This window comes from Streptomyces sp. NBC_01003, from assembly GCF_045162695.1.
GTDB lineage: Bacteria > Actinomycetota > Actinomycetes > Streptomycetales > Streptomycetaceae > Streptomyces.
The window spans coordinates 8,256,220-8,277,918 of record NZ_CP108707.1; the positions used below are offsets into that span (position 1 = coordinate 8,256,220).

General features: G+C 71.3%; 26 protein-coding genes and 2 pseudogenes. 1 reads left to right on the forward strand and 27 read right to left on the reverse strand.

All coding sequences use genetic code 11. The features are described from left to right. Window positions 1–59 precede the first annotated feature (59 nt). Window positions 60–1,178, reverse strand: coding sequence for a DnaB-like helicase N-terminal domain-containing protein (locus OG698_RS37565; RefSeq protein ID WP_399080303.1), 1,119 nt, complete (start codon window positions 1,176–1,178; stop codon window positions 60–62). A 236-nt stretch (window positions 1,179–1,414) separates the two neighbouring features. On the opposite strand from OG698_RS37565, the gene OG698_RS37570 reads away from it, so the two are divergent. Further along, entirely contained in the window at window positions 1,415–2,611 is a 1,197-nt protein-coding gene (locus OG698_RS37570) for an IS110 family transposase (protein WP_406108352.1), read from the forward strand. Between the two features lie 8 nt (window positions 2,612–2,619). Here the strand turns inward: OG698_RS37570 and OG698_RS37575 are convergent, their stop codons facing one another. The 26 genes and pseudogenes from OG698_RS37575 to OG698_RS37700 all read right to left on the reverse strand — a co-directional run bounded on the left by OG698_RS37575 (window position 2,620) and on the right by OG698_RS37700 (window position 21,661). Beyond that, window positions 2,620–3,906: a DNA cytosine methyltransferase gene (locus OG698_RS37575; RefSeq protein WP_406108354.1), complete on the reverse strand. Its 1,287-nt coding sequence runs from the start codon at window positions 3,904–3,906 to the stop codon at window positions 2,620–2,622. Then, the gene (locus tag OG698_RS37580) at window positions 3,903–4,766 is read right to left on the reverse strand and encodes a hypothetical protein (protein WP_406111510.1); all 864 of its coding nucleotides are present in this window, start codon (window positions 4,764–4,766) and stop codon (window positions 3,903–3,905) included. The genes OG698_RS37575 and OG698_RS37580 overlap by 4 nt, the downstream gene beginning before the upstream one ends. 125 nt (window positions 4,767–4,891) lie before the next feature. Then, complete coding sequence (locus OG698_RS37585) at window positions 4,892–5,323, reverse strand: hypothetical protein (RefSeq protein ID WP_406108356.1); 432 nt, start codon at window positions 5,321–5,323, stop codon at window positions 4,892–4,894. Continuing rightward, complete coding sequence (gene trpA / locus OG698_RS37590; RefSeq protein ID WP_406108357.1) at window positions 5,316–6,056, reverse strand: tryptophan synthase subunit alpha; 741 nt, start codon at window positions 6,054–6,056, stop codon at window positions 5,316–5,318. Before trpA ends, OG698_RS37585 begins: the two co-directional genes overlap by 8 nt. A 95-nt stretch (window positions 6,057–6,151) precedes the next feature. Beyond that, the gene (locus OG698_RS37595; protein WP_406108358.1) at window positions 6,152–6,562 is read right to left on the reverse strand and encodes a hypothetical protein; all 411 of its coding nucleotides are present in this window, start codon (window positions 6,560–6,562) and stop codon (window positions 6,152–6,154) included. Window positions 6,563–6,755: 193 nt separating this feature from the next. Further along, a complete protein-coding gene (locus OG698_RS37600) occupies window positions 6,756–7,037 on the reverse strand; it encodes a hypothetical protein (protein WP_406108359.1) in 282 nt (93 codons plus the stop codon). 263 nt (window positions 7,038–7,300) lie between these two features. After that, window positions 7,301–7,531, reverse strand: coding sequence for a hypothetical protein (locus tag OG698_RS37605; protein WP_406108361.1), 231 nt, complete (start codon window positions 7,529–7,531; stop codon window positions 7,301–7,303). Between the two features lie 172 nt (window positions 7,532–7,703). Next, complete coding sequence (locus OG698_RS37610) at window positions 7,704–8,300, reverse strand: hypothetical protein (protein ID WP_406111764.1); 597 nt, start codon at window positions 8,298–8,300, stop codon at window positions 7,704–7,706. Between the two features lie 478 nt (window positions 8,301–8,778). Next, window positions 8,779–9,132: pseudogene (locus OG698_RS37615) on the reverse strand (XF1762 family protein); the annotation flags it as partial. After that, a complete protein-coding gene (locus OG698_RS37620; protein ID WP_406108362.1) occupies window positions 9,129–10,922 on the reverse strand; it encodes a type IV secretory system conjugative DNA transfer family protein in 1,794 nt (597 codons plus the stop codon). The gene OG698_RS37620 and the pseudogene OG698_RS37615, both read right to left, overlap by 4 nt. A 30-nt stretch (window positions 10,923–10,952) precedes the next feature. Next, complete coding sequence (locus tag OG698_RS37625) at window positions 10,953–11,732, reverse strand: DUF317 domain-containing protein (protein WP_406108364.1); 780 nt, start codon at window positions 11,730–11,732, stop codon at window positions 10,953–10,955. Between the two features lie 2 nt (window positions 11,733–11,734). Further along, complete coding sequence (locus tag OG698_RS37630) at window positions 11,735–12,151, reverse strand: hypothetical protein (protein WP_406108365.1); 417 nt, start codon at window positions 12,149–12,151, stop codon at window positions 11,735–11,737. 169 nt (window positions 12,152–12,320) lie between these two features. Next, window positions 12,321–12,990: pseudogene (locus OG698_RS37635) on the reverse strand (DUF317 domain-containing protein). Further along, a complete protein-coding gene (locus OG698_RS37640) occupies window positions 12,981–13,337 on the reverse strand; it encodes a hypothetical protein (protein ID WP_406108367.1) in 357 nt (118 codons plus the stop codon). The pseudogene OG698_RS37635 and the gene OG698_RS37640 overlap by 10 nt, the downstream one beginning before the upstream one ends. A gap of 26 nt (window positions 13,338–13,363) precedes the next feature. Then, window positions 13,364–14,167: a DUF317 domain-containing protein gene (locus OG698_RS37645; protein ID WP_406108369.1), complete on the reverse strand. Its 804-nt coding sequence runs from the start codon at window positions 14,165–14,167 to the stop codon at window positions 13,364–13,366. Next, a complete protein-coding gene (locus tag OG698_RS37650) occupies window positions 14,164–14,547 on the reverse strand; it encodes a hypothetical protein (protein WP_406108371.1) in 384 nt (127 codons plus the stop codon). The genes OG698_RS37645 and OG698_RS37650 overlap by 4 nt, the downstream gene beginning before the upstream one ends. 22 nt (window positions 14,548–14,569) lie before the next feature. Next, window positions 14,570–14,902: a hypothetical protein gene (locus OG698_RS37655; protein ID WP_406111766.1), complete on the reverse strand. Its 333-nt coding sequence runs from the start codon at window positions 14,900–14,902 to the stop codon at window positions 14,570–14,572. Next, complete coding sequence (locus OG698_RS37660) at window positions 14,823–15,230, reverse strand: hypothetical protein (RefSeq protein ID WP_406108372.1); 408 nt, start codon at window positions 15,228–15,230, stop codon at window positions 14,823–14,825. The genes OG698_RS37655 and OG698_RS37660 overlap by 80 nt, the downstream gene beginning before the upstream one ends. A gap of 85 nt (window positions 15,231–15,315) precedes the next feature. Next, complete coding sequence (locus OG698_RS37665; RefSeq protein WP_406108373.1) at window positions 15,316–16,074, reverse strand: hypothetical protein; 759 nt, start codon at window positions 16,072–16,074, stop codon at window positions 15,316–15,318. A 23-nt stretch (window positions 16,075–16,097) separates the two neighbouring features. After that, complete coding sequence (locus tag OG698_RS37670) at window positions 16,098–16,793, reverse strand: hypothetical protein (protein WP_406108375.1); 696 nt, start codon at window positions 16,791–16,793, stop codon at window positions 16,098–16,100. Window positions 16,794–16,806: 13 nt separating this feature from the next. Beyond that, window positions 16,807–17,652, reverse strand: coding sequence for a relaxase/mobilization nuclease (locus OG698_RS37675; RefSeq protein WP_406108376.1), 846 nt, complete (start codon window positions 17,650–17,652; stop codon window positions 16,807–16,809). Next, window positions 17,649–18,074, reverse strand: a complete 426-nt coding sequence (locus OG698_RS37680) for a hypothetical protein (RefSeq protein WP_406108378.1) — start codon at window positions 18,072–18,074, stop codon at window positions 17,649–17,651. Before OG698_RS37680 ends, OG698_RS37675 begins: the two co-directional genes overlap by 4 nt. A 105-nt stretch (window positions 18,075–18,179) precedes the next feature. Beyond that, on the reverse strand, window positions 18,180–18,677 hold the full coding sequence (locus OG698_RS37685) for a hypothetical protein (RefSeq protein ID WP_406108379.1): 498 nt from the start codon (window positions 18,675–18,677) through the stop codon (window positions 18,180–18,182). 48 nt (window positions 18,678–18,725) lie between these two features. Next, on the reverse strand, window positions 18,726–19,994 hold the full coding sequence (locus OG698_RS37690) for an MFS transporter (protein WP_406108381.1): 1,269 nt from the start codon (window positions 19,992–19,994) through the stop codon (window positions 18,726–18,728). A gap of 18 nt (window positions 19,995–20,012) precedes the next feature. Continuing rightward, entirely contained in the window at window positions 20,013–21,203 is a 1,191-nt protein-coding gene (locus tag OG698_RS37695) for a hypothetical protein (protein ID WP_406108382.1), read from the reverse strand. After that, complete coding sequence (locus tag OG698_RS37700; protein WP_399080260.1) at window positions 21,200–21,661, reverse strand: hypothetical protein; 462 nt, start codon at window positions 21,659–21,661, stop codon at window positions 21,200–21,202. The genes OG698_RS37695 and OG698_RS37700 overlap by 4 nt, the downstream gene beginning before the upstream one ends. Window positions 21,662–21,699: the final 38 nt, after the last annotated feature.

Sequence of the window (21,699 nt, forward strand, 5' to 3'; positions counted from 1 at the left end):
TGTCGTCTCTTCTGCCGGTGGCCGGACCTTCGGGTCCGGCCACCGGCGTATGCAGGGTGTTATCGGGTTGCTCGCGCAGCGCGGGCGGTGTGCGCGGCCGTGGTGGTCGGCGGGCCGGCGCGGATGGTAGGCGCCGGGCGCGGTCGCTGCGGCGGGACCGTTCCGGTGGCGTGCTGCCAACGGGTACGAACGGCGCCGATGTCGGCGAGGGATCGGCGGGCGCCGACGACGAGTTGGAACGGGGTGTTCGCCGGGTCGCCGGCGTACGCCTCGATGCGCCGGCCCGTGTGGTCGGCGGTGGCCAGGAGGGAACGCTGCAGGGCGCGCTCGCCCCAGTGCTCTACGGAACCAGCCGGTTCGGCCAACAGGCGGAGCACTTCGCCCGGGTTGTTTCCGTCGTCCAACACACCGCGCTGCTGGGCCTCCCACAAGACGGTGACGGGGTCGACGGGCTCGCGGCGCCGGGCGAGGGTGGTCAGGCACTGCCACAGGCTGGCGTGCAGCGGCAGGGTGAGGTCGTCGGGGAGCAGCCACCGGATGGAGTCGATGTCGGCGGGGTGGGCGGTAGCGGTGGCGAGCAGCAGCTGCTCCTCCTCGACCGCATCGGTGCGGTCGGGCGCGATGGCTGGCGGCGGTTCCGGGGTGCGGGGCAGGACTCCGGCGCGCGGCGGGAAGCGGCTCGCGATGTCGTCCACGACCGCGGCGAGTGCGTCGGCCTCGGCGAGCACCGTCTGGATGGGGTGCGGGAGGGAGGCATCGTGGACGGTCTGGACGAGGCGTTCGGCGGCCGTCTGCAGCCGGCGGCGGGCGTGTTCGGCCTCGACCATCCGCGCGTAGGCCGGTGCGTGGCGGGGCCAGGGACAGACCTGGACGAGGGTGTGCAGGTACGAGGCGGTCAGTCCGCGCGCCTGCCCGCGTCCCTTGGCGAGCACGCGGTCGAGCCATTTGGTGTTCTTCGCGTGCTCCGCGGGGTTGGGCGGAGGCAGGGTGCTGATCGCGGCGAAGAGGGCGGCGTGCGCGGCGGTGGAGAAGGAGTCGGCGGCGATGCCGGTCACGTCGCCGAGACGGTGCGGGTCGAGGAGGAGGGCGCCGAGGAGGGCCTGCTCGACGTGGAACACCGGCTGCGGCGGTGCGATGGCGTCGAGGTCGTCTTCGTCGGGTTCCGGGGTGTGGGGCATCAGGCGGCTCTACCTTCTTGATCGGGTTGATCGAGCCATTCGTAGGGTTGGGTCGCCCAGGGGTGCTGGGTGTGGCTATCAGGCGGCTGCCGTCTCGTGGCTTCCCTTGCTTCGCCGCCCGGCACCCCACGACGACTCGGCCGCCGATTAGGAAGTGCGAACAAGTCGCTGAGTAGAGCAATGCCGGCGAAGTCGTCCGTGGTACGAACCGTACGAACGAGCACGTCAGGAGCGCGATGAGCCGGATATGGGTGGGGATCGACAGCGGCAAGGGCCACCATCACGGCCTCGCCCTGGACACCGACGGCAAGACCCTGTTGTCGCGGCGGGTCGCCAACGACGAGCCGGAGCTGCTGAAGCTGATCGGCGACGTCCTGGACCTGGCCGACGGCCGTGAGGTCACCTGGGCCATCGACATGACCGGCGGGGAACCCGCGCTGCTGCTGGCCCTGCTCGTCGGCCACGGCCAGCAGGTCCTCTACATGCCCGGCCGGCTGGTCAACCGGGCGTCCGACGGTTACCGCGGCGAGGGCAAGACGGACGCCCGTGACGCCTACGTCATCGCCGATCAGGCCCGGATGCGCCGCGACCTGCGGCCCATCCGCCCCGGCGACGAAGCGGCCATCGAGCTCAAGCTCCTGACTGGTCGCCGGGCCGACCTCGTCGAGGACCGCACCCGCGCGGTCAACCGCCTGCGCGGCACCCTGCTGAGCATGTTCCCGGCCCTGGAGCGGGCCCTGGACATGGCCAACACCGGCCCGCTCAGGCTGCTGACGGGCTACCAGACTCCGGCCGCGATCCGCCGGACCGGTGTCACGCGGCTGACGAAGTGGCTGGCCAACCGCAAGGTCCGCAGCGCCAGGTCCCTGGCCGAAGCGGCCATCGAGGCCGCTGAGCGGCAGCACACCGCTGTTCCCGGAGAGAAGACCATCGCCAAGCTGGTCCACACTCTGGCCGAGGAGGTGGTGGCCCTCAACGAGCAGATCGCCGAGATGGATAAGCTCATCGAGGGCCGGTTTCGCGAGCACGAGCTCGCCGACATCGTCCTGAGCGTCCCCGGCATCGGCACGACCCTTGGTGCCGAGTTCCTTGCTGCCGTCGGCGGCAGCCTGGATGAGTTCGACTCCCCGGACGCCCTGGCCGCCTTCGCCGGCGTCGCCCCAGCACCACGCGACTCGGGCAAGATCAGCGGCAACCTCCACCGTCCGATCGCCTACCACCGCAGACTCCAGCGGGTCTTCTACACGTCCGCGCTGATCAGCGTCCGCTACGACCCGAACTCGCGGAAGTTCTACGATCGCAAACGCGCCGAAGGCAAGAAGCACGTCCAGGCCGTGCTCGCCCTCGCGCGCCGACGCGTCAACGTCATCTGGGCTCTCATCCGTGACCGACGGTGCTACGAAGTGACACCACCGGTCACGATGACCGCTTGACAACACCATTAGGAAGCGAGGGTGAAGTCGTCGGGGTCGAGGGTGACGCCGAGGTGTGGGGCGAGGAGGTGGCCGGCGAGCAATGGGGGTACGGCGTTGCCGATCTGCGAGAACTGCTGGCCCTTGTTGCCGGCCCAGGGGTAGTCGGCGGGGAAGGTCTGCAGGAGGCCAGCCTCGCGGGCGGTGATCCGGATCGGCTCCGGTACCGCCGGCGCGTCCGTGCCCTTCTCGTCCGTGTCCTTGGTCGGAGCCGAGGCCGGTTCGGCGACCCAGGTGCACTCGTTTGCCCGGTGCCCGAAGAACAGCGTGCCTGCCGGCTCGGACAGCGGACGGACGGTGGCGTTGGTCTGGTTGTTGCTGCGCAGGGACCAGGACCAGCGGTGCGCCTCGGCGGTGAACGTCGGAGCCGGAGCGTCGGCGGCCCGGTTCTCGCGTGTGCCGTGCCGGGCCTTCCAGCCAGCGCCTTCGCGGCGGGACTGCAGGACAACGCCGTCCGGCCGGGGCATCCATGTGCCGCGCTCTCGGGCGTCGGAGAGTGTCTTGCGGGAGCCCGACGGGAAGGGTTCGGGTCCGCCGCCGGGTCCGCCGCCGGCACAGACGGTGGGAACGGGCCGGTCGGTCGCACCCCACCCCAGTGCCTCGGCCATGCTGACCCAGCGGGCGCGACCAGGCCCGAACAGCGATTCAGACTCGGCGACTTGGGAGTGCGTGGGAGTGGGAGGCTGTGCCGTGCGGACCCGGGAGGCGAGGAGGATCGCCCGCCTCCTGGTCTGCGGAACGCCGAAGTCGGCGGCGTTGACGATCCCGTACCAGACGGAGAACCCCCATCCGCGTAGGACGGCCGCGTACTGCTTCCACAGGGGCAGGACGTCCGGCACCTCCTCCATGGCGACCCAATCGGGCTCGCCGACTGTGTTGAGGGCGTGCAGGTAGCGCATCGGCTCAGCGGCGAGCAGGGAGCGCTCGTCACGGCACGCGGCGAGGAGGCTTTCGCGGGTGTCACGTCCGGCGGCCAGGTCCTCGACCGCCGCGTGCACCAGCGGCTGGTCCAACAGGCCGAGGCGTTTGCCTGCCATGCTCCACGCCTGGCACGGCGGTGAGGCGATCAGCCCGCGCGTGCGGCCGATGAAGGGCCACGTCGGATACATCGCAACGTCGGTACGAACCGTCAACTGCCCCGCAGCGACACGGGTTTTGCAGGCCCACTCGTCCCATTCCAGACCGACGTCGCGCACGCCGAGGACGCCCAGTGCCCTGCTCCAGCCGCCCGGCCCCGCGAAGAGGTCGAGTATCACGTGGCCAGCCCGAAGTCGTTCTGCGCCAGCGCATCCGCCTCCCCGCGGCACGCCCAGGGTGAGCAGCCGTCCGCGACGCCGTTCTCCAGCTCGTCGGCCTCGTCCGCGCCGATGGGCAGGGCTGCCCGTTCGGCGGCGGTGACGTGGTCGATCGGAGCCTGGCTCAGTGGGACGCGGGAGCGGTGCAGAAATGCCTCGCCGAGCAGTCGGCTGCCCGCCGCGTTGGCGCGGGCATTGCCCTGCCGGATGGCCGCGTCGAATTCAACGACGTCCGCCCACTCGGACGGCGATGTATCCCTGATGTGCCTCCACTGGGCATTTCCGTGAAACGGGCATCCCAGGCAACTTGATTTCGGTGTATCGGCAAGCCCGAGCGAGGTCAGGTAACGAATGCAGTCGGCCCTGCTCCAGGACAGATCCAGAAGAGGATGCCGGTTGTGCATGTACTTGACGTCGGCGTCCTTGGCGCGATGGAATTCATCCGTGGATATTCCCACCCACTGTTCGACGAACACTCCCTTGGGGATGCGCAAAGGATAGGGGTAGCCGAGCAGTTCGCGAACCTTCTGCTTTATCGGTTTTACCTTATATTCGCTGGTGCACTGCCTTCGGGTCATTCCAGGTCGCCCATCCCTATTGAGAATGTGGAGGGGTATGGATGCGAACCGGTGATCGGGGTTCAGTGCGTCGCTGCGAATGTTCCCGGACGATACGCGCAGCACTGGGATTCCGGCGGGCTTGGCTATCTCCTTCTCCATGCGGTCAAGGTGCGCGTAAACCGCTTCGGGTTCCCACCCGGTGTCGGCAAAAATGGCATAGTCGACCTTCGGCAGGATGCCCTCGGCTGACAGGGCGAGCAGGGTGCTGGATTGAACTCCCGCGCCAAGGGAAAGGGCGCGGAATCGGGGCTCATCTGAAATGGTCTGTCCTGGGGTGTGAGGAATGGGGGCGCGCTTTCGCGGCGGCCAAAGCGGGCTGGGCCGAATCAGCTGGTCGCGGGATATGGCTGCGAGAGGGCAGGGATGCGGTCGAGGAGGTCGACGGCCGACTCGATGAACTGCTGCGGTGACGGGCCGACCAGGACGACTCGTCCTGATTCGGCGCCGGCTTGGCGGCGCCGGTTCTCCACGGCGCGGGCAAGGGCTGCGGTCAGTTCGGCGCCCGCGTCCTGGGCGGCCCTGGCGATCTGCGCGACGCGGTCGAGGACCAGCAGATCCGCGGGCGAGGGCTGCGACGCGTGCTGGGCGAGGTCGAGGAACAGCCGCAGGGCGGTGCTGGCGAGTTGCTGAGCGTCGGTTATCCGCGCGGCCAGCACGTGCGCGTGGTCGATGGGGAGGGCGCGCAGAGCCCGGCGCAGGGTGGATGCGTCGGCTGTGATCCGGTCAAGGGTCGGGGCTGAGGTGAAGCGGTCAGGCACGGGTCTCCGTGAAGGTGTGCGGGTTCAGGGCCTGGGCGAACGCGGCGGTCAGCGCTGGGGCCTGTCCGGGGTCGGTGGCCAGGCCGCGGACGACGGGGGTGCCGATGACGACGGCGTCCACCAGCGGAGCGACGCGTGCGGCGAGATCAGGGGTAGAGATCCCCACACCCGAGACCACCGGCAGCGGGCTCGCGGTGCGCAGGCGCTGGGTGAAAGCGGCGAGTGCTGGGATGTCGAGCGGGCCGCGGTAGCCCGTGGGAGCCGTGCTGGCGGGTGCGTAGAGCCACCCGGATGCGCCGGCGACTGCGGCCGGGATGCCGGTGTCGGGCGCGGTGCGAGGGACGAGGCGTGGGGTGCGAAGGCCCACGTCCCGGGCGACGTCGTACCAGCGGGCCACCTGGTGAGCAGGCAGGTCGACGACCATCACGCCGACAGCACCGGCCTCGGCGAACAGGCGGGCCAGGCGCTCGGGGCCGTGGCGACTGACGGGTTCCCAGTAGGTCATGACGACGGTCGGCCGCAGACGGGCGGCATGCTCGACAGCGCGGAGCGTGCGGTCGAGGACATCCCCGCGTCGCAGGGCGCGGTGGTAGGCAGCCTGAATGACGGGTCCGTCAAGGCGAGCGTCATGGTGGGCGAGGCCCACCTCGAACAGGTCGGCACCTGCCCGCGCGATCTGGTCGAGGTGACGCCGCTCGGCGGTTGACGGGTGCAGGCCGGCGGGGACGAACACGCCCAACGCGCACCGTGGTTGGGTGAGCAGAGTGTGCAGGGAGGCGGAGGTGGCCAGGGTGGTGCCTTTCCCGGCGGGTGGGCTTTCGCCGCCGGTCAGCGGCGGCGTCCGGCCGGTGGAGTCGGGGTGGTCGCGGGGGCAGCGGTACTCCGGCCGTGATCGCGGTGCGCGCCGGGCGCGGTATCCGCGGTGGGCCGGCTGCTGAAGGCGGGAGCCACGCGTTCGAGGGCCCGGGCGATCTGCTGAGCCTGCTCGTGGGTGTCATGGAGCTGCTTGACGACGTCGTCGGGGAGCCGGTCCCACTGGGCCCGGTACTGGTAGCGCTTGATGATCTCGGCGGCATTGCGCAGCTGCTCGGCGACCTGCCGCAGGACTGCGGTCTTCTGCGCGGGGGCAGTCGCGGTGTGCGTGGCCTGCAAGAGCGCGTCCAGGGCGGCGGGCAGCGTCTCGTTGTCCGTGGGAAGTCCGTAGAGAGTGGCGTGCAGTGCCTGGGCGTAGACCGTCACTGGCCCGCCCCGACTGCGGTCGCGGTACTCGACTGGGGCCTGTCGGCGGGCGCTGAAGTTCACGGTCACGTCACGGGGAGAGGCACCGGGGTGGAGCTGATCGGCGAGGGCGCGTGCGAGATCATGCGCGGTCGGGGTGTCGGAGGACGTGGTAACTCCAATCGGACGACGCTGATGACGTCTACGAAGGTGGTCAGCGAGTGCGGCGACGGGCCGATGGCGGCGCGGTCAGTGAGCCGGTGGCGGCAGTTGAGGGGCGGCGGGCTGCGGCGGGGATGTCGGCTGGCGTGGGGATGCCGAGGTCGACGCGGGCGCTGAGACCGTGGGCGTATGCGTGCGCCTCGGCAGCGGTGACAACGCCGAGCAGTCCGCGCTCGTCCAGCCCGTCCTGCGGGCGGTAGGACGAGCCGTCTGCCGTGGGGGTGAAGCCGTGCTGCTCCAGGAGGGAACGGGCGGTGGTGGTCTCGGCGGTCACGGCAACGGTGCCCTCACCGACCCGGAAGTGAAGGTCCGGATCGCCTGCCGGATGGTCGGGGCTCCAGCGTGTCGTCCAGGGGGGAGGAAGATGTGGATCAACGTGTCGCGGCACGTGTCGCGGTTGCGGCCGGGCGGCTCGCCGGGCGGGTGGCGGTGAGCGCAGGGGGTCGTGGCGGGCCGAAGGTGGCAGCCAGGCGCGGCACCCGTCAGTGGTGAGGTGGACTCGCTCGTCACGGAGCCAGAGCAGGCATGCTTCGCGGGTCACAGGCCGCGGGATTCCAGGGAGCGGATGGTGCTGATGGAGACGCGGGCCTCGTCACGGCGGATGTACGGCTTGTCGTCGGCGATCGTCACATCGCCCTGCGCGATGGCGCGCAGCGCGGCGTCCTGAGCAGGAGAAAGCGTCGGCGGCTGGTGCAGGGGGTGGACGCCCCGGCGGCGTCGTTCGGTGGACCACCACCGCCCTTGTGTGTGGCCGGAGTTAAAGTTCACGAACAGGCTGCCGTTGGGGCTGCTGACGGTAATGCGTCCGGTCGCGCGCTCGTGCTCGCTCGGCCAACCGAATAGGTGGATCAGCGGGCCGATCGCGTCGGCGAGCCGGTCGATCCCTGCACCTGCCAGATGGCCGGCGAGACCAGAACGCGGTCCTGGGGCTCGAAGTGCGTCACCGGCGGGCTCCCTGCACCGCAGGAGCCTTGCATGCGGCTCTTGCGGGTGGCGCCGCCGTGGCTGCGGGGCGCGGACTGGCCAGGGCCTGCCGCCCGTGCTCGGTGACGGTGATCTTCTGCCCGTGGAACAGGGAGGTGCTGGTGTCCCAGTCGACGAGCCCGCGCTTGTTCAGGGCCCGGAAGGTGGCGATCGAGACGCGGGTGCCGTCGTCGGTGGCGACACGGGTCACCCCCAGCCCTCGCTGCGAACTCTCGTACAGCTTCCCTCCGCCGAGGGCGAGGGCCTTGAGGGCGTCGTACTGGGCGCTGGTCAGCGGAGAGCCGTCAGCCCGCCGCGCTGAAGGGGTTTCGTGACGTGTGGCGGCGAGGTCGCGCGTGATACCGGTCGCGACGTAGTGGCACGCGGTCGCGCTCAGGTCGAGCTGGTGGGCGGCGTCGGCGAGGTGGCCGGTCATCTTCGGGATGGCTTCGGCGTGGCGAGTGGTGCGTGTCGAGGTGTCGTCCGCCGCATAGCCGGGGAACGGCGCACCTTCGTAGGGGTTGGCGTACAGCGCGCTGGCGAGGTCGTTGCCAGCCAGGGAGGAGGCGACCACGACCGAGGACAGCCTTGAGCAGGAGCGGGCTGATCTGCCGCAGCGCGTCGGTACCTAGGGTGTAGGAGATGTCCCGAACCCGGGCATGCAGGGCTTCGAAGTCGCTTGCCAGGCAGCGGAGTTGTTGCGCTTGTTCTGCAAGGTTGAGCGGGGTCATGGGGTGGTGTGGCTCCGGAGGATCGGTCAGCGGCTTCGGGTGGCCGTCTTTGCGGCGGCGTGAGCGGGCGCGGGTGTCGTGCCGGGTGTCCTGGCGGTCGGCGGGCGGCTGATGGCGGCGGCCAGGGCGGTGGTGCCGGCGGTGGTGAGACGGACTCGGTCTTTGAGCGGTCCGCCCACGTAGGCGGAGGCCGCGGACTTCGGGACGCATGCGGTTCAGGGGGCTTGCCACAGGAAGCGAGCGACGTGGTCGTTGCTGTGACCGGCCCGGGGGCGGGAAGGGGTGTGCCCATCCGGCCCGGGGCGGCCGGCTGGCGACCAGGTGCCAGCCCGCGCCGCGCAGAGATGCGCCGCTCTCGCCCTCCTGGGTAAAGGTGATCAAGCGCCGGTATCCGAGGGCTTTCGCCGCGCGCCACAACGCCCCGTACAGCAGGGAGTTGGCGTTGCGTGCGCCGTCGCTGGCGGTCAGGGTGACTTCGAGGGTGGCGCCGTCGTCGAGGTGGCGGGCCACGGGCCGGCCGACGATGGCCACGGCGCGCAGTGTGCCGGTCTCGTCGGCGGCTCCGACGGCGAAGATCTGTCCCACGGGCGGCGGGTGGTGGCGGTGCCAGGCGCGCACGAAGTCCTTCGCCTCGCGGGAGCGGACCGGTACCAGGTGCAGCCGGGCGTCGTTCACACGGCCTTCCCGAAGTCGGACTGTGTCGGCGCGTGCTTCGCCACGGCGCGGGCGGTGATCGCCTTCGAGGCGCGGGCGGACGCTGCGGACAGTTCCTCCGCTCCGGGCTCCAAGTACCAGGGCCGGAGGTCGAGCATGGCGGCCCTCATACCGGTGGCGAAGCAGAGTGCGGTGCCCTTGGGGAGGGCGCGGATCGCGTCGGCGGGCAGGATCCGCTCCTGCCGCATGCTGACCGAGGTTGACTTGCCGGACTCCGAGTGCGAAGTGGACGTGGTCTCCACGTCGTGGTCGCCGATCAGCCGGGACAGCTTGTCCGCGAAGTCGGGGTCGTCGATACCGGACCCGATCACCTTCACGGTGGAGGCCGACCACATGGCGTCCATGCCCGCGTCCCCCCAGACTTTCTGGCCCTGGCGGTAGCTCTGGAGGATCGTGATGGGGATGATGCCGCGGCTGCCGAGGTGGGAGTACAGGTCCGGCAAGTCGCTGATCTTGCACACGTTGGCGGCCTCGTCGAGGATCGCCAGCATCGGCGGATCGAGGCGTCCCCCGGCACGCTCGGCCTGGGCGGTGGCGGCGCGCATCACCGAGTCCGCGCACGCCGCGATCAGCGCCGAGGCCCCGCCGCCACCGTCCTTGCTCAGCAGGAACAACGTGTCGTTGGAGGTGACGAATTCGGCAGGCCGGAACTCGGCGACGTCCTTCTGCGGCGTCACCCACGCGGCGATCTCGGCGTTGAGCAGGGCGGCGGCGTACTGGCGGGCGGTCTCGTAGATGCCGTCGCGCGTCTCCGGGGGGCCCTCGACGGTTCCCTTGAGCTGGGCGGCGACAGCGGCGAAGTCATGGTCGCGGAGGATGTCGAGCGGAGTGCGGTCGGCGGGGAAGGCCAGCCACTGCATGATGTCGGTGATCGGCCGCTCGTCGAGCGCCGCGGCCAGCAGCAACTGGGACAGGATGTTGCTGCCGGCCTTCGACCAGAAGTCGCCCTGCTGGGAGGCATCCACCGAGGCTGCGAGGAAATGCCCGGCGAGCCGGTTCGCCCCGTCCAGGGTTCTCGCGCTGGCGAGAGGGTTCCACCACATCTCGCGTGCGGCATGGGCGATCTGCTGCGGGTCCATGGTCCACACCGCCCCCGCCTCCGCCCGGGCCTCGTAGGCAGTGGTGAAGGCGTCTCCCGCGGCCTTGTTCGAGGTCAGCAGGACCGGGCCGGGCGCGCTGAGCATGGAGGGGATGGCGAGCGAGGTCGTCTTGCCGGACCGGGGCGCCATGATCGCGACGGCGACGTCCTCGAACCCCATACGTACCTCGTGGCGGCTGCCCTGCAGGTTGCCGAGGAGGATGCCGGTGTCCTTCGCGTCGATGCGCTTGCTGTCCTTCAGGCTTGGGCGCAAGGAGCGGGCTTTGTCGGTGATCGCCTTGGCCATTAGCGGCTCGATGTCCCGGGCCTTGGCCATGTCGGTGATCTTCCTCTTCCGGCTGCCGCTTCGGTTCTTGTGCCGCGCCCACAGGGCGCCCGCCCCCACACCGAGGGCGAGGAGTAGAACAACGGGGACGATGCGGGCACCGATCAGCAGGGACGTTTCTCCCGCGTCGGGCCAGACCTGCTCGGGATGGAGCAGGGCTTCGGTCGGCTGGTAGGGGGCCCAGGCGGTGCCGGTGAGGTAGGCGGTGATGTTGCCGGACAGCCAGGCGAGGTGGGACAGGGGGACGACGACGGCGAGCACGCCGAGGAGGAGGCGCAGGACGAGGTCGTACCCGTCGGTGTTGCTGTTGGAGGAGGAGGGGGGCAAGGGCTACGTGCTTCCGGGCGGGGACGGGGGTCAGCGGCTGCGGTCGTTCTTGGCCGGCGCCTGTCGCGTCGGGATCGGGCTCGTCGGCGGGGCGGCGCGCCGGGCCGCCAGGGAGTGGACGCGTTCTTCCAGCGCACCGGCGACGTACACAGCGAGCACGTCCGTGGTCCTACGGGTGACGACGCTCGGGTCGTGGGTCGGGAGACTGCGCCCGCTGTCGATGCGCGGCACGGGCTTCGGATCGGCGAGTGCAGCGGCGAACGCGGCGACCAGGCGGGCGGGAGTGTGCGCGTCGAAGCGGGCCTGCCACACCGGCCGGTCCAGACCGAGCGTGGCGGTGACGAACCAGGCGCCCGGTTCTTCCGCGCTGCCCAGTCGCTGGAGGTACGCGGTGCCGTCGGGTGACACGAGGCCGTTGTCCGCGGAGACGGGCGTCCAGCCGATCTGTTGGAGCGGCTCGTACGGATCGGAGGGCGCGCCCGCCGGCGGGGCCGGGTCGGTGAGGGCGTCGGTGACGGCCGCGATGAGTTCGACCGGCGTGCGGGCACCGAAGCTCGCGTACCAGGCGGCGTGGTCCGGCCCCGCCGCGTGGCTCAACGTCCACCACTGTCCATCGGGGTCGGGCTCCAGGCGCAGGAGGGCCTTCTGGTCGGGGCTGGAGAGCAGGACGCGCGGCATCAGGGGGTCGTCGCCGTAGCTCCAGCCGCAGCCACGGTGGAGGGGGACGGTGATCCAGGCGGGGTCACCGCCGCCCGCGAGGTGGCGCGGGGCGATGAAGTCGACCTCGACGGTCTCGGGAGTCGGGGACATGCTCACTTCCGTGCCGCAGATCGCTGGACGCGTGCGGCGGCCGGTATAGGGGCCAGAGGCGAACGGGCCTTGCGAGCAGCGGAGTTGATCTCCCGGAGCGCCTTGCCGTGGGTGGCCCAGTCGTCGAGGTAACTCCACGATTCGGCGTGATGCTCGGCGAGGGCGTCGTCGAAGTCGGCGGTGCCGGGCTTGGCGGTGGCGGGGAGAGCGTCTCGGGTCTGGAGCCACCGGTCGTGCAGTTCGTCGAGCCGGTCGAGGGCGGCGTGCAGAACGCCCAACTGGTAGACCCAGCGGCTCTGCACCGTGTACTCCGGCAGCTGCGCCAGCTGTGTCTCGGCGGTGGCCAGCAGGTGACGGGCGCCGTAGCGGAGCGGCTCGAACGCCGTGAGGGTGTCGGCGTCGCGCTGGCTCGCGCGCATGCCGTAGGCGTGGTCGTCGTAGGGCCAGCCGTCGAGGTCGGTGTGCTCCTCGGAGTAGGCGTCCCAGCCGTCGAGGATCTTCTTGCTGTCGCTCAGATAGTCGTCGAGGTGACGGAGGAAGTCGCGGTGTGCGTGGTGGTCGGTGGAGATGAGGTGGAGTCCTGTCGGTTCAGCGGCGAGCGGCCGGCTGCGTGGTGCCGGCGTTCGCCGGGGTCGTCGCGGGTTTCGTCTGCTGCCGGCGGGCGGAGCGTGCGTGCGCGCGGAGGGACTTGAGGCGCGTGGCGTGGGCGTCGACCACCTGCTGTGGGCGCAGTGGGCTGGGCTCCTGCACAGCGCTGTAGTGGCCGGTGCGGTCGTACATGCCGCGCTGGAGGGGGCTATGGTCGGCCAGTGCGGTGAGGAACGATCCGACCAGGTGGGCGGGGGTGTGCTCGTCGAAGTAGGCGTGCCAGATGCACGGGCCGTGGAATTCTCCGTGGCCGGGCTCACGGGTCTCGACGAGGGCGTCGGTGAAGCCGGCGAGGACCTCGGCGGGCACGAGTTCGCCGAATTCGGCGTACCAGCCGGGCTCGATGTCGTTGGGCTCCGCCCGCAGCCGCCACCACGCGGAGGTGGTGGACTGCGGGTCGAACTGGAGGCGGTGGCGAAAGGTCGGGGCTGCGCAGGACGATTTCGGCGCTCAGGGGGTCGGAGACGGGGCTCCATCCGGCGGCGGCCAGGCCGTGGGTGACGTGGCGGGCGTCTCCGGGGCCGGCGAGGTGGCGGGGGCTGGTGTCGAACGGGATGCGCCAGGCGTGCTTGTCGGCGAACGCGGCGAGCTGCCGTTCGCTCAGCGGCACCGGCAGCACCCCGGCTCGCTTGTGACGGCGCTGCCGTACAGGCCGCGGAGGTCGTCCAGGACGTAGTGGAGGGTGTGCTGGTCGGTCTGCTCCCACGCGGCCGTGCGCAACTCGGTGATCAGAAGGTCGACCTGCGCGGTGCGCGGGACGTCGGGGTGGTCCTGCAGGGCACGGGCGAGGGCGCGCAGGGTGTCGGCGAGTTGGACGGGCAGGCCCGTGTACTCGTCGAGGAGAGGCTCGACGAGTGCGAGGGCCTGCACGGGGTCGGGGTTCTCGCGCAGATAGTCGGTGAGGTCCGACAGCGTTTCGGTCAGTGTGTGGATGGTGTCCGGGGTGAGTGCGGGCATCGGGTTCCTTGGGACGGGGCGGCGGGTCAGCGGCGGGTCCGGGCGCCGCCGGCCGGGGTGTAGGGACGGGCGCTGGTGCGCGGCCGGGTACTTCGGGCGCTGTTGCGGGCCCAGGTGGCGGCGCGGGCGGCCGTGATCCGGGCCTGCTGCCACGCACTGAGCTGGGAGGGCTTGACGGAGACCGACCAGGTACGGATCTGCGCGCTGTGCGGAACGCGTCCGCGCGGGCGCATCACGGGATCGGGGCCGGCGAGTTCGGTCGAGAAGGCTTGCACCAGGTGCATCGGCGTGTTCGGCGTGAAGTTGGCCGTCCAGCCGTTGCCCTGCTTGTCCTTCGCTCCGGTCCACCACATCGCCATGCCGTCGGCGCCCTGGTGGTACTGCATCCACGCGGTGCCGTCGGGGCTGGTCGCCATGTAGTGCTCGCCCTCGAAACGCGTGTGCCAGTTCTGCTCCTGCAACGGCGCCCAGACGTTGGGAGCGTGGGCGGAGCAAGGACGGGTGAGGGCGTCGGTCAGACCGGCGACGATCTCCACCGGGGTCTGCCGGCCCAGGTGCGCCGACCACTCGCCGCTGGGGCCGGCCGCTCTGCCGTGGATGGTCCACCCGCCGGGAAGGACGTAGGGGTCGTAGGCGACACGGACGGTGCGGTCCGGGCTCTCCATGAACAAAGGGCCGCCCGACTTGGACTTGTCCCGCCATCCCGAGGCGCGCAGGAACTCCGAGACGTGCCGGACGTCGCCGCCGCCGGCCAGGGCACGGGGCTGGACGAGGTATTGCTGCTCGGCCTGCTCGCCTGGCCCCCAGCCCTGCCACTGCTTCTTCTTCATCGGCGCCGCCGGACGACGAGCGGTGCGGGTGTCGGGGGCTTCGCCGCAGTGGTGGCGGGCTGGGTACCGACATGCTGGAGGGTGTCTTTGTGTTCGTCTAGGTCGAGGGTGATGTCGTGCAGTTCGTTCGAGGCGCGGCCCAGCGCGAGCCACACCTCTGCGGGGAGAGCGCCTCGTTCGGCCTGGTCCTTGGCGAGCACGCTGCCGGTGGCGACGAGGTGGGTGATGCCGCCGAGGACTCCGGCGTCCGCGTCGAGGACGCGGGCGATGACCTGCACGGCCTGGGGCGGGGGGAGCTGCGAGAGGTGGTAGGCGAGCTGGCCGAGCTGGCGGGTGATCTCGTCGGCCAGTCGCACCGGGTAGGGGGTGGGGTGGGACATGCTCCTCCGGGTCGGTGGACGGTCAGTGGTGGTGGCGGTTGCCGACGCGCTGCGTCTCGGCGAGGACGGCCTCCGGGCGGGCGTCGGCCAGCGGGGAGGCGCGGTCGGGGCCGGTCGGGATGCAGGCGCGCAGGTAGCGGCGGAACAGGGCTGTCGCGAGCCGGGGTTTGAGCCGGTTGCTGATCGGTGGGGGTGTGCGGGGTGCTACGGGTTTCTCCGGGGATCGAGCGGTGCGGTGGGCGGCCCCGGCGCGGTGCCGGGGCCGCCCGGGCGTCTTACGGGGCGCGGCGGGCCGGTGCGGGGCGCGAGGGGGAACGGGCCGGTGCCGGATGCTGCCCGGCAGGCCGGGCCGCACGGGTGCGGATGTCGTGCACGGCCTGCCGGTAGGTGGCCTTGTCGAAGACGTCGGGCGTGCAGTTGACCTCGTAACCGGCCACGAGCAGCGCGGGGATGGCGCGGGTCACCAGGCGCTTCTGCTCGTCGGCATTGAGGTGTTCGGGCACGGTGTGCCAGATGTAGAGCGGCCCGCCCGTGGGGTATTCGTGGCGTTCCAGGCCGAGCTGTTCCAGCAGGTCGTGGAGGTGTGCGGGGGCGCCGGTCGGGGTGTCGGCGTGGATGGTCGTCGTCAGGGCCTTGATGTAGATCTCGACGTCCGTGCCGTACTCGTCGGCCAAATTGGCCATGGGCCTCTCTTCGGGGGCAACGGTGTTGGGGGCCTTAGCGATGGTGTGACGTACTCCAGCACCCAGATGTCGGGCTCCGTCTGCTTCATCGAGCCCTGGTGCCCGGCGTGCGGGTGCCGGCTGGGGCCGGCGGCATGGAAGCTGAGGTGGAGGTGGGTGCGGTCCGGCCTGCCGGGTGCTGCAGGGCGGTGCCGATGCCGAGCCGGTCGAGCCGCGGGCCGATCTCGCGCAGGGCGCGCGCCTGCGCCTTGGTGTCGTCGCCGTTGAGGCGGTAGATGCCGCTCTGCGGGTCCTGGACGAAGCCGTTGGCCACGAGGACGGCGCCGGCGCGGTCGTCGACGGGGGCGATGGCGACGCTGCCGTCCGGCTGCCAGGTCAGGACGACCCGGTCCGGCTGGGAGGGCTGGATGCCGCCCAGGGCGTTGTGCCGGGCCTGGGCGAGGGCGCTGTCGTAGCGGGCGAGCAGGTCGCCGGCGACCTGCTCGGCGCTCAGGAACGGGTCGTCCGCCAGGGCGATGCCGTTGGGCTCGGGGACGGCGCGGTACGCCTCGTCGGGCAGGGCGCGGGGGGCGACGGCGGCGATGAGGAATCCGTCGCGCTCGTCATGCCGGTGAAGGACGACGAGCTGGGCGCCGTCCGGGCGGCTCAGGACGGCGGCCTGCTGGAGCGGGTGCTCGGCGAGGGAGGCGGCGACCAGGTCCAGATCCCAGATGCGGTCGGAGAGTTCGGCGAGATCGTCCTTGGCGTCGGCCGGCAGGTGGGAGCTGGACCAGCTGTCGGGGAGTTCGCTGGCGAGGACGTCGGCGTACGAGGCAAGGCGCTCGGAGGTGTCGTGGTCGTGCATGGTGTCCTTGGGCGAGGTGGGAGTCAGCGACGCAGTCCGGCGGCCACCGGGGGCGGCGGAGCCGGGAGCGTGCGCGGCGAGGGCGGGCAGGCGCACACGGCGGAGCGCTCGCGTTCGGTGGCGGGGACCTCCCCGCTGCAGGTGCTGCGGCCGGGGTGGGGTGCGTGCCGGTCGGCGAGCGTGTTGCGGGTGTCGGCGAGGTCGGTGCGGATGACGCGAAGGTGCTCGTCGGCGAGGTAGCGCAACCGCCGTGCGATGTAAGGGTCGGCCGCCTGGCCGAGCCCGTCGTGGAAGTCGGCGGTGGCGGTGAGCACTTCGTCCAGCGCGGCGAGGATGCCGTCGTGGGCGGCAGTCAGCTCGATCAGGGCGTCGGCCGCCTCATCCGTGGTGGTGGCCTCGCGGATCCGCTCGGCGATATGGGCGACGGAGGAGCCCAGCGGCAGGTAACTGGCCGGACGGGAGCCAGTGTCGAAGTCCTCTTCGCAGTCGACGTGATACCCGGCGACCCGGAGGCGGGCGACTGCGTCGGTGGCGAGACGGGACTCGTTTTCCTTGTTGAGGCCGGTGGGGGCGCGGTGGTAGGTCTCGTGGACGCGGACGACAGCGATGAAACCCGCGCGCTGCAGGACGCTGTGCGCCTCGGAGTCCCCGCCGCGGGCGAGGAGTTCCTCGGAGTGCGGATCGCGGCGGATGTCCAGGAAGCGGTCGGTACGGGGCAACGAGACGTTTCTCCTACGGCGATCGGTGGGCGGTGTGCCGGGCGGCGGGCGGTACAGCGGCGACCCGCGTCTGGACCAGGCGCGCGGCGGTGCTGTCCAGGTCCTGCTGGATGGCGTGGAGGCGGCGGGCAATCAGCTCCAGGCGGTGCGCCGCATCGGTGCTGGCGGCTCCCGGTTGACGGGCGATCCGGTGCGCGGTGTGCTCGCCGAGTCCGCGGACCGCAGCCAGGGCTCCAGCCTGCTCGTCGGCGAGCTGCGTGAGGACGCTCGCGAGCTGGGCCGACGCCGTGGGTGCCGGGCGGATGGCGGGTCGCTCCGTGGGGCCGGTGCGTACGGGGATCAGGTGGAGGTCCTGCTCGATGCGGCGCGCCTCGTCCGCAAGGCGCCGCAGGATGTCGGCGGTCGGGGCGTGCCACGCGCCGTCGAGGTGGATCAGGTTGGCGATCAGATCGAGGCGTCCGGGCTGGGCCTGAACGGCGATCCACCGGCAGCCGTGCTCCTTGCCGGGAATCTCGATACCGGAAGCCCGCGCGAGCCGGTGGGCGGCTTCGGCCCACTCAGGGCCGGTCAGCTCCCGGTCGTCCGGGTGAAGCCGGACGTCGAGGTGGAGGATCGCCCGCCGGTCATCATCTGGGCTGGCGGTGAACGGATACTCCAGATAGGGGTCTTCGAGGTGCTCGGCCCACTGGCGGGACGTCCAGATCTTCTGCTCGTCGTCCAGGGTGAAGTAATCCAGGCCCGGCCAGTGGGCGACGACCGTGTACTCCGTCAGGCCCTCGTTCGGCGAGACCGGCCGCCCCAGCGCTTCGGCGAGCGGGTCGTGCGCGGTGTGGGTCCGCTCATGGAGGCGGGGAATCATCGGCCGCCCCGGATGTCGGCTATGTGTACGAGCTGGTTGAGGGCGGTGGTGGTGTACCAGCCGCAGTCGATCAGCTCGTTGCGACCGGCGTACCGCGGAAGGAGTGCGTCCTCCATGGCGCGCAGGTAGATCAGGCAGTCCGGGCAGCGGCGCGAGAGGTGCACGAGGTAGCGGGGATGGGCGGTGACGTAGGACTGGGCGCCGCCGGTCGCATCACGCAGCCGCCATCCGTCCTCGTCGGTCGGGGTGTGCCAGGACGGGGCGACGACGCGCATCGCGTCTCCCCACAGTTCACCGCCGGCCACCCCCTTGAGGACGACGACAGTGTCACCGGCCTGGAAGTGCTGGTGCGTGATGTCCCGGTCGGGGGTGAGCGGGTCCGGTGTCGGCGCGAAGGCCGAGGTGGGCGGGGGCTGGGACATGCGGTTCGGTTCCTTCCACGCAATCGGTGGCGGGGTGGGAGGAACAATGGTCCGGAGGAACGCCGGTTTGGCTAACCGGCGTTTCCCGGCTATGTTCCGCCGCGATCAGCGGAACGGGTTCTCCGTCCCGCGGTCCGCCTCGGTGGCTGCGTCGAGGAGTTCGAGCAGGTCAGTGCCCTCTGCGTCGCGCTGGTCGATCCACCACCCGGCGCGGGTGATGGCGCGGGCCTTCTCTTCCAGCTCCGCCCAGTCCGCCTCGTCCCAGGCCCCCTCCACGACCAGCGCGGTGTGCGCGGCCGTCATCAGCTGGTGGCGGGAGCGCTCGCCCCAGTCCAGGGCCTTGGCCGGGCCTTCCAACTGCGGCATGTCGAACTGCTTCGCCCACGCGACAGCCGCCTCCTGTTCGGCGGCGCGGTTGGCCCCGAGCCACTCCTCCTTGGACTCGGTATCGGCGTCGCGTGCCGCCTTCCAGCAGTCGGTGCAGTCCCGGCCTGCGAGCCAGCGGGCGAATCCGGCCCGCTTGTCGGCAGGACGGTTGGACAGGTCATGAACCACCTGGTGGGAGCAGGCGTGCTCTACGGTCCACTGCGTACGGACGGCCATAAATGGATCTCCTCAAAAGGGTTGGAAAGTAGGGGGGTTGCGCCCTGATCAGGGCGTCTTGTGCCGGCACCGGAGCGGGCGGCGATGCCGGCCACGCTGCATGTGTCCGGTGGGGCCGAGATGTCGGCGCGCGGCGAGAAGTACGGTGAGAGCGAAGGCCGCGCCGGCGGCGGGGAGCGCAGCGCTGGCGAGAGGCTGCTCGGCGAGGCGTCCGGCGAGGGCGGTGCCGGCGGACTGCCCGGCGCCGATCGCGAGGATCAGCCACGCGTACGCCTCGCTGGTGCGGCCAGCCGGAGTGAGGGCGTCGGTGGTGATGTAGGCGCAGGCGACGACGATTGTTAGGAACGCACCGGGCACGGTGACCGCGACGATGGCCGCATACGGGCCCGGAAGGGCAAGGAGCGGGAGCCACCCGGCCAGGAACGCGGCTGTGGCGATGATCAGGCGCCTGGTGGTGGTGCCCGACCAGGTGCGGCTTCCGTAGATGAGGCCGCCGAGGAAGCTGCCGGTGGAGAACGCGGCAGGGATGATGCCCGAGAGCATGTCCTGGTGGTGGTGCTCGGCCATGGCGATGGACCACACGTTCATGGCTCCGATCGCGAACCCGATGCCGGTGAGGGAGACGAACAGCAGCAACACGGTGGGAGAGGCCAACTGCTGTGAATGGGCAGCGTCCTGGCCCTCGAACCGTTCGGGCCGCCAGCGCCGCGATGGCGGCGCGAGGGCGACCGCGGCGGTGCCGGCCAGGCCGAGGGCGGCGGTGACGGCGAGCGCGACGGCGGGGTTGTACGCGGAGGCGAGCGCGGCCACGAGCAGGGGGCCGACGATGTACAGCAGGCCCTGCGTGCCGGTGTCGAGCGCGAGCGCGGCGTGCCGCAGCCGGGGGTCGGGCAGCACGCTCGGCCACAGCGCCCGCAGCCCGGCCTCCAGCGGAGGCGTGGTCAGACCGCCGGCGACGACGATGGCCGTGGCGAGGCCCGGTCCGCCGTACGGTCCGGACAGTGGCAGGGCCACCAGGAGGGCCGAGTTGAGTAGGGCGGCCGGAAGGTGCACCGCGCTCTGGCCGTGGCGGTCCATGAGGCGTCCCTTGACCGGCTGGGCCAGCGCGGACGACAGCCCGTACAGGGCGCTGAGCAGTCCGCCGAAGGCGATACTGCTGCCGCTCGCGGTGGCCCATAGCAGGATGGCGACGGGCGCCATGCCATTGGGGAGTCGGCCGGTGAGGGTGCCGCCGAGGAGGCGGGCGACGTACGGGCTGCCCAGCACCGCGCCGTAGGTGATGCGCGGTGCCGGGGCCGGGGGTGCGGTCAGGGACAACGGGTGCTTTCTCGGTGATTAGCGGTGGCGGGCGGGCGTGCTGGCGCGGGGCGGCGGTGTGGGTGGTGTGGTGTCCACGGCAGGGCGCTGGCGGACGCGCAGCACGGGGGTGCGGTGCGGCGGCAGGACGGCGACGGTCGCGCCAAGGTCCTCGGCCGCTTCTTCGACTTCGCGGGTGAGGAACTCGATCTGCCGGCCGAACGCCGAGAGGCGGGCGGCGATCTGGCGGCCCTGCACGGTCTCCAGCGCGCTGGCGAACTGGCTGCTCGTTTCCAGGAGTTCTTGGAGACGGACCATCGGCCCTGCGTCGTATCTGCGCTGGGTTGCACTGAGGAGCGCGTTGGACGCGTCACCGGCGTGCTGGGCCTCGACGACGTCGCGGGTGAGTTCCTGCAGCGAGATCTCGGGGGCGGGCTCGGGCCGGTTGAACCCTGAGACGTCGGCGCGCAGCACGCCGGGCGGGACCGGGGCGGGTAGTGACTGCCCTGCCTCGTATTCGTGGGCGTAGTGCCCGATCACCTGCCAGCCCGGTGCGTCTGGGTCTCCTCGCAGCGCGACCAGCGTCGAGTCGTCGTCTTCGACCAGGTGGGCGAGCATGATCGGCTGCCCGTCGGCGGCGTACCACGACTCGGTCAGCTCCAGCTCGCCTCGCCTCTGCGCAGCCTGAGCTCGCTCGGTCCACATCCGCTGTTCCTCTTCGGTCAGCGGAGCCTTGTGGTGCTGGCCATCGCTCTGGTCGGCGAGGTTGCTGGCGATGAAGCTGTGATCCGCCCATGCGGTGAGGTGCGGCCACAGGGCCGAGTGCTGCGCGCGTTCGGCCTGGGAGCCGGGGGCGGCCGGCCGGTCGAGGGCCCGGCGGATCTCGGTGGCGGAGGCGGCCAGGCCGTCCAGCACGGCCCGCCACCCGGCCAGGTGCCGGGCAGGCGGCAGCTCGTCGAGCGCACGGCGGGCGGCATCGAGCAGAGCGTCGGCGTGCGGGGCGAGGTGCGTGGTGTACGCCTCCACCGCAGCCTTGTCGCGCTGGGCTCGAGCCGTTGCCGCGGCGCTTGCGTGGACGATGCGGCCGTAGCGGTCGCGTGTCATGTCGAGCGCGGTCTCGGTCTCGCGGTCGATGACCGCCATCCGCAGCCGGAAATCGCGTGCAGCGTTGGGGAGTTCGGGTGCCACCGGCAGAGGGCCGTCGGGGTCCGGGTTGCTTGCGGGCGTCATCGGGACCGCCCGCCACCCGAGGCCGTCAGGTGGACGGTCGGTGCGTAGGCGGGCTTCGGTGGGATCGGCCGGGCCGACGGCAGGGAGGTGGTGGGCGGTGTGGCGCGACGCTGAGTCGTTCGGCCGGCGGCGGCCTCGGCGAGACGGCTGCGGCGCTCCCGGAGTCCGTTCGCCCGGACCGGGCGTGGTGGGCTGGCGGAAATGGCCGGGTCGAGGCGAATGTCGGCCTGCACAGTGAAGCCCTGGCGGCGAAGATCGTGGACGGCCTGACGGGTCCGGCGGGGACCGTCCCGCTCGGGCTCGCTGAGCCGGTACAGCCCGGGTTGATCGGGGACGGGCTCGAACTGCTCGCGCTCCAGGTACCAGTGGGCGAGGTGCGCGGGCAGGGAGGAGGTGAAGGAGGCGACGAAGCCGTGTTCCTCGTGGTCGCCGAAGGCGAAGTGGGTGCCGGGTTGCAAGGGGGCGAGGTTCTCCTCACGTTGTCGGGGTGGAGCGG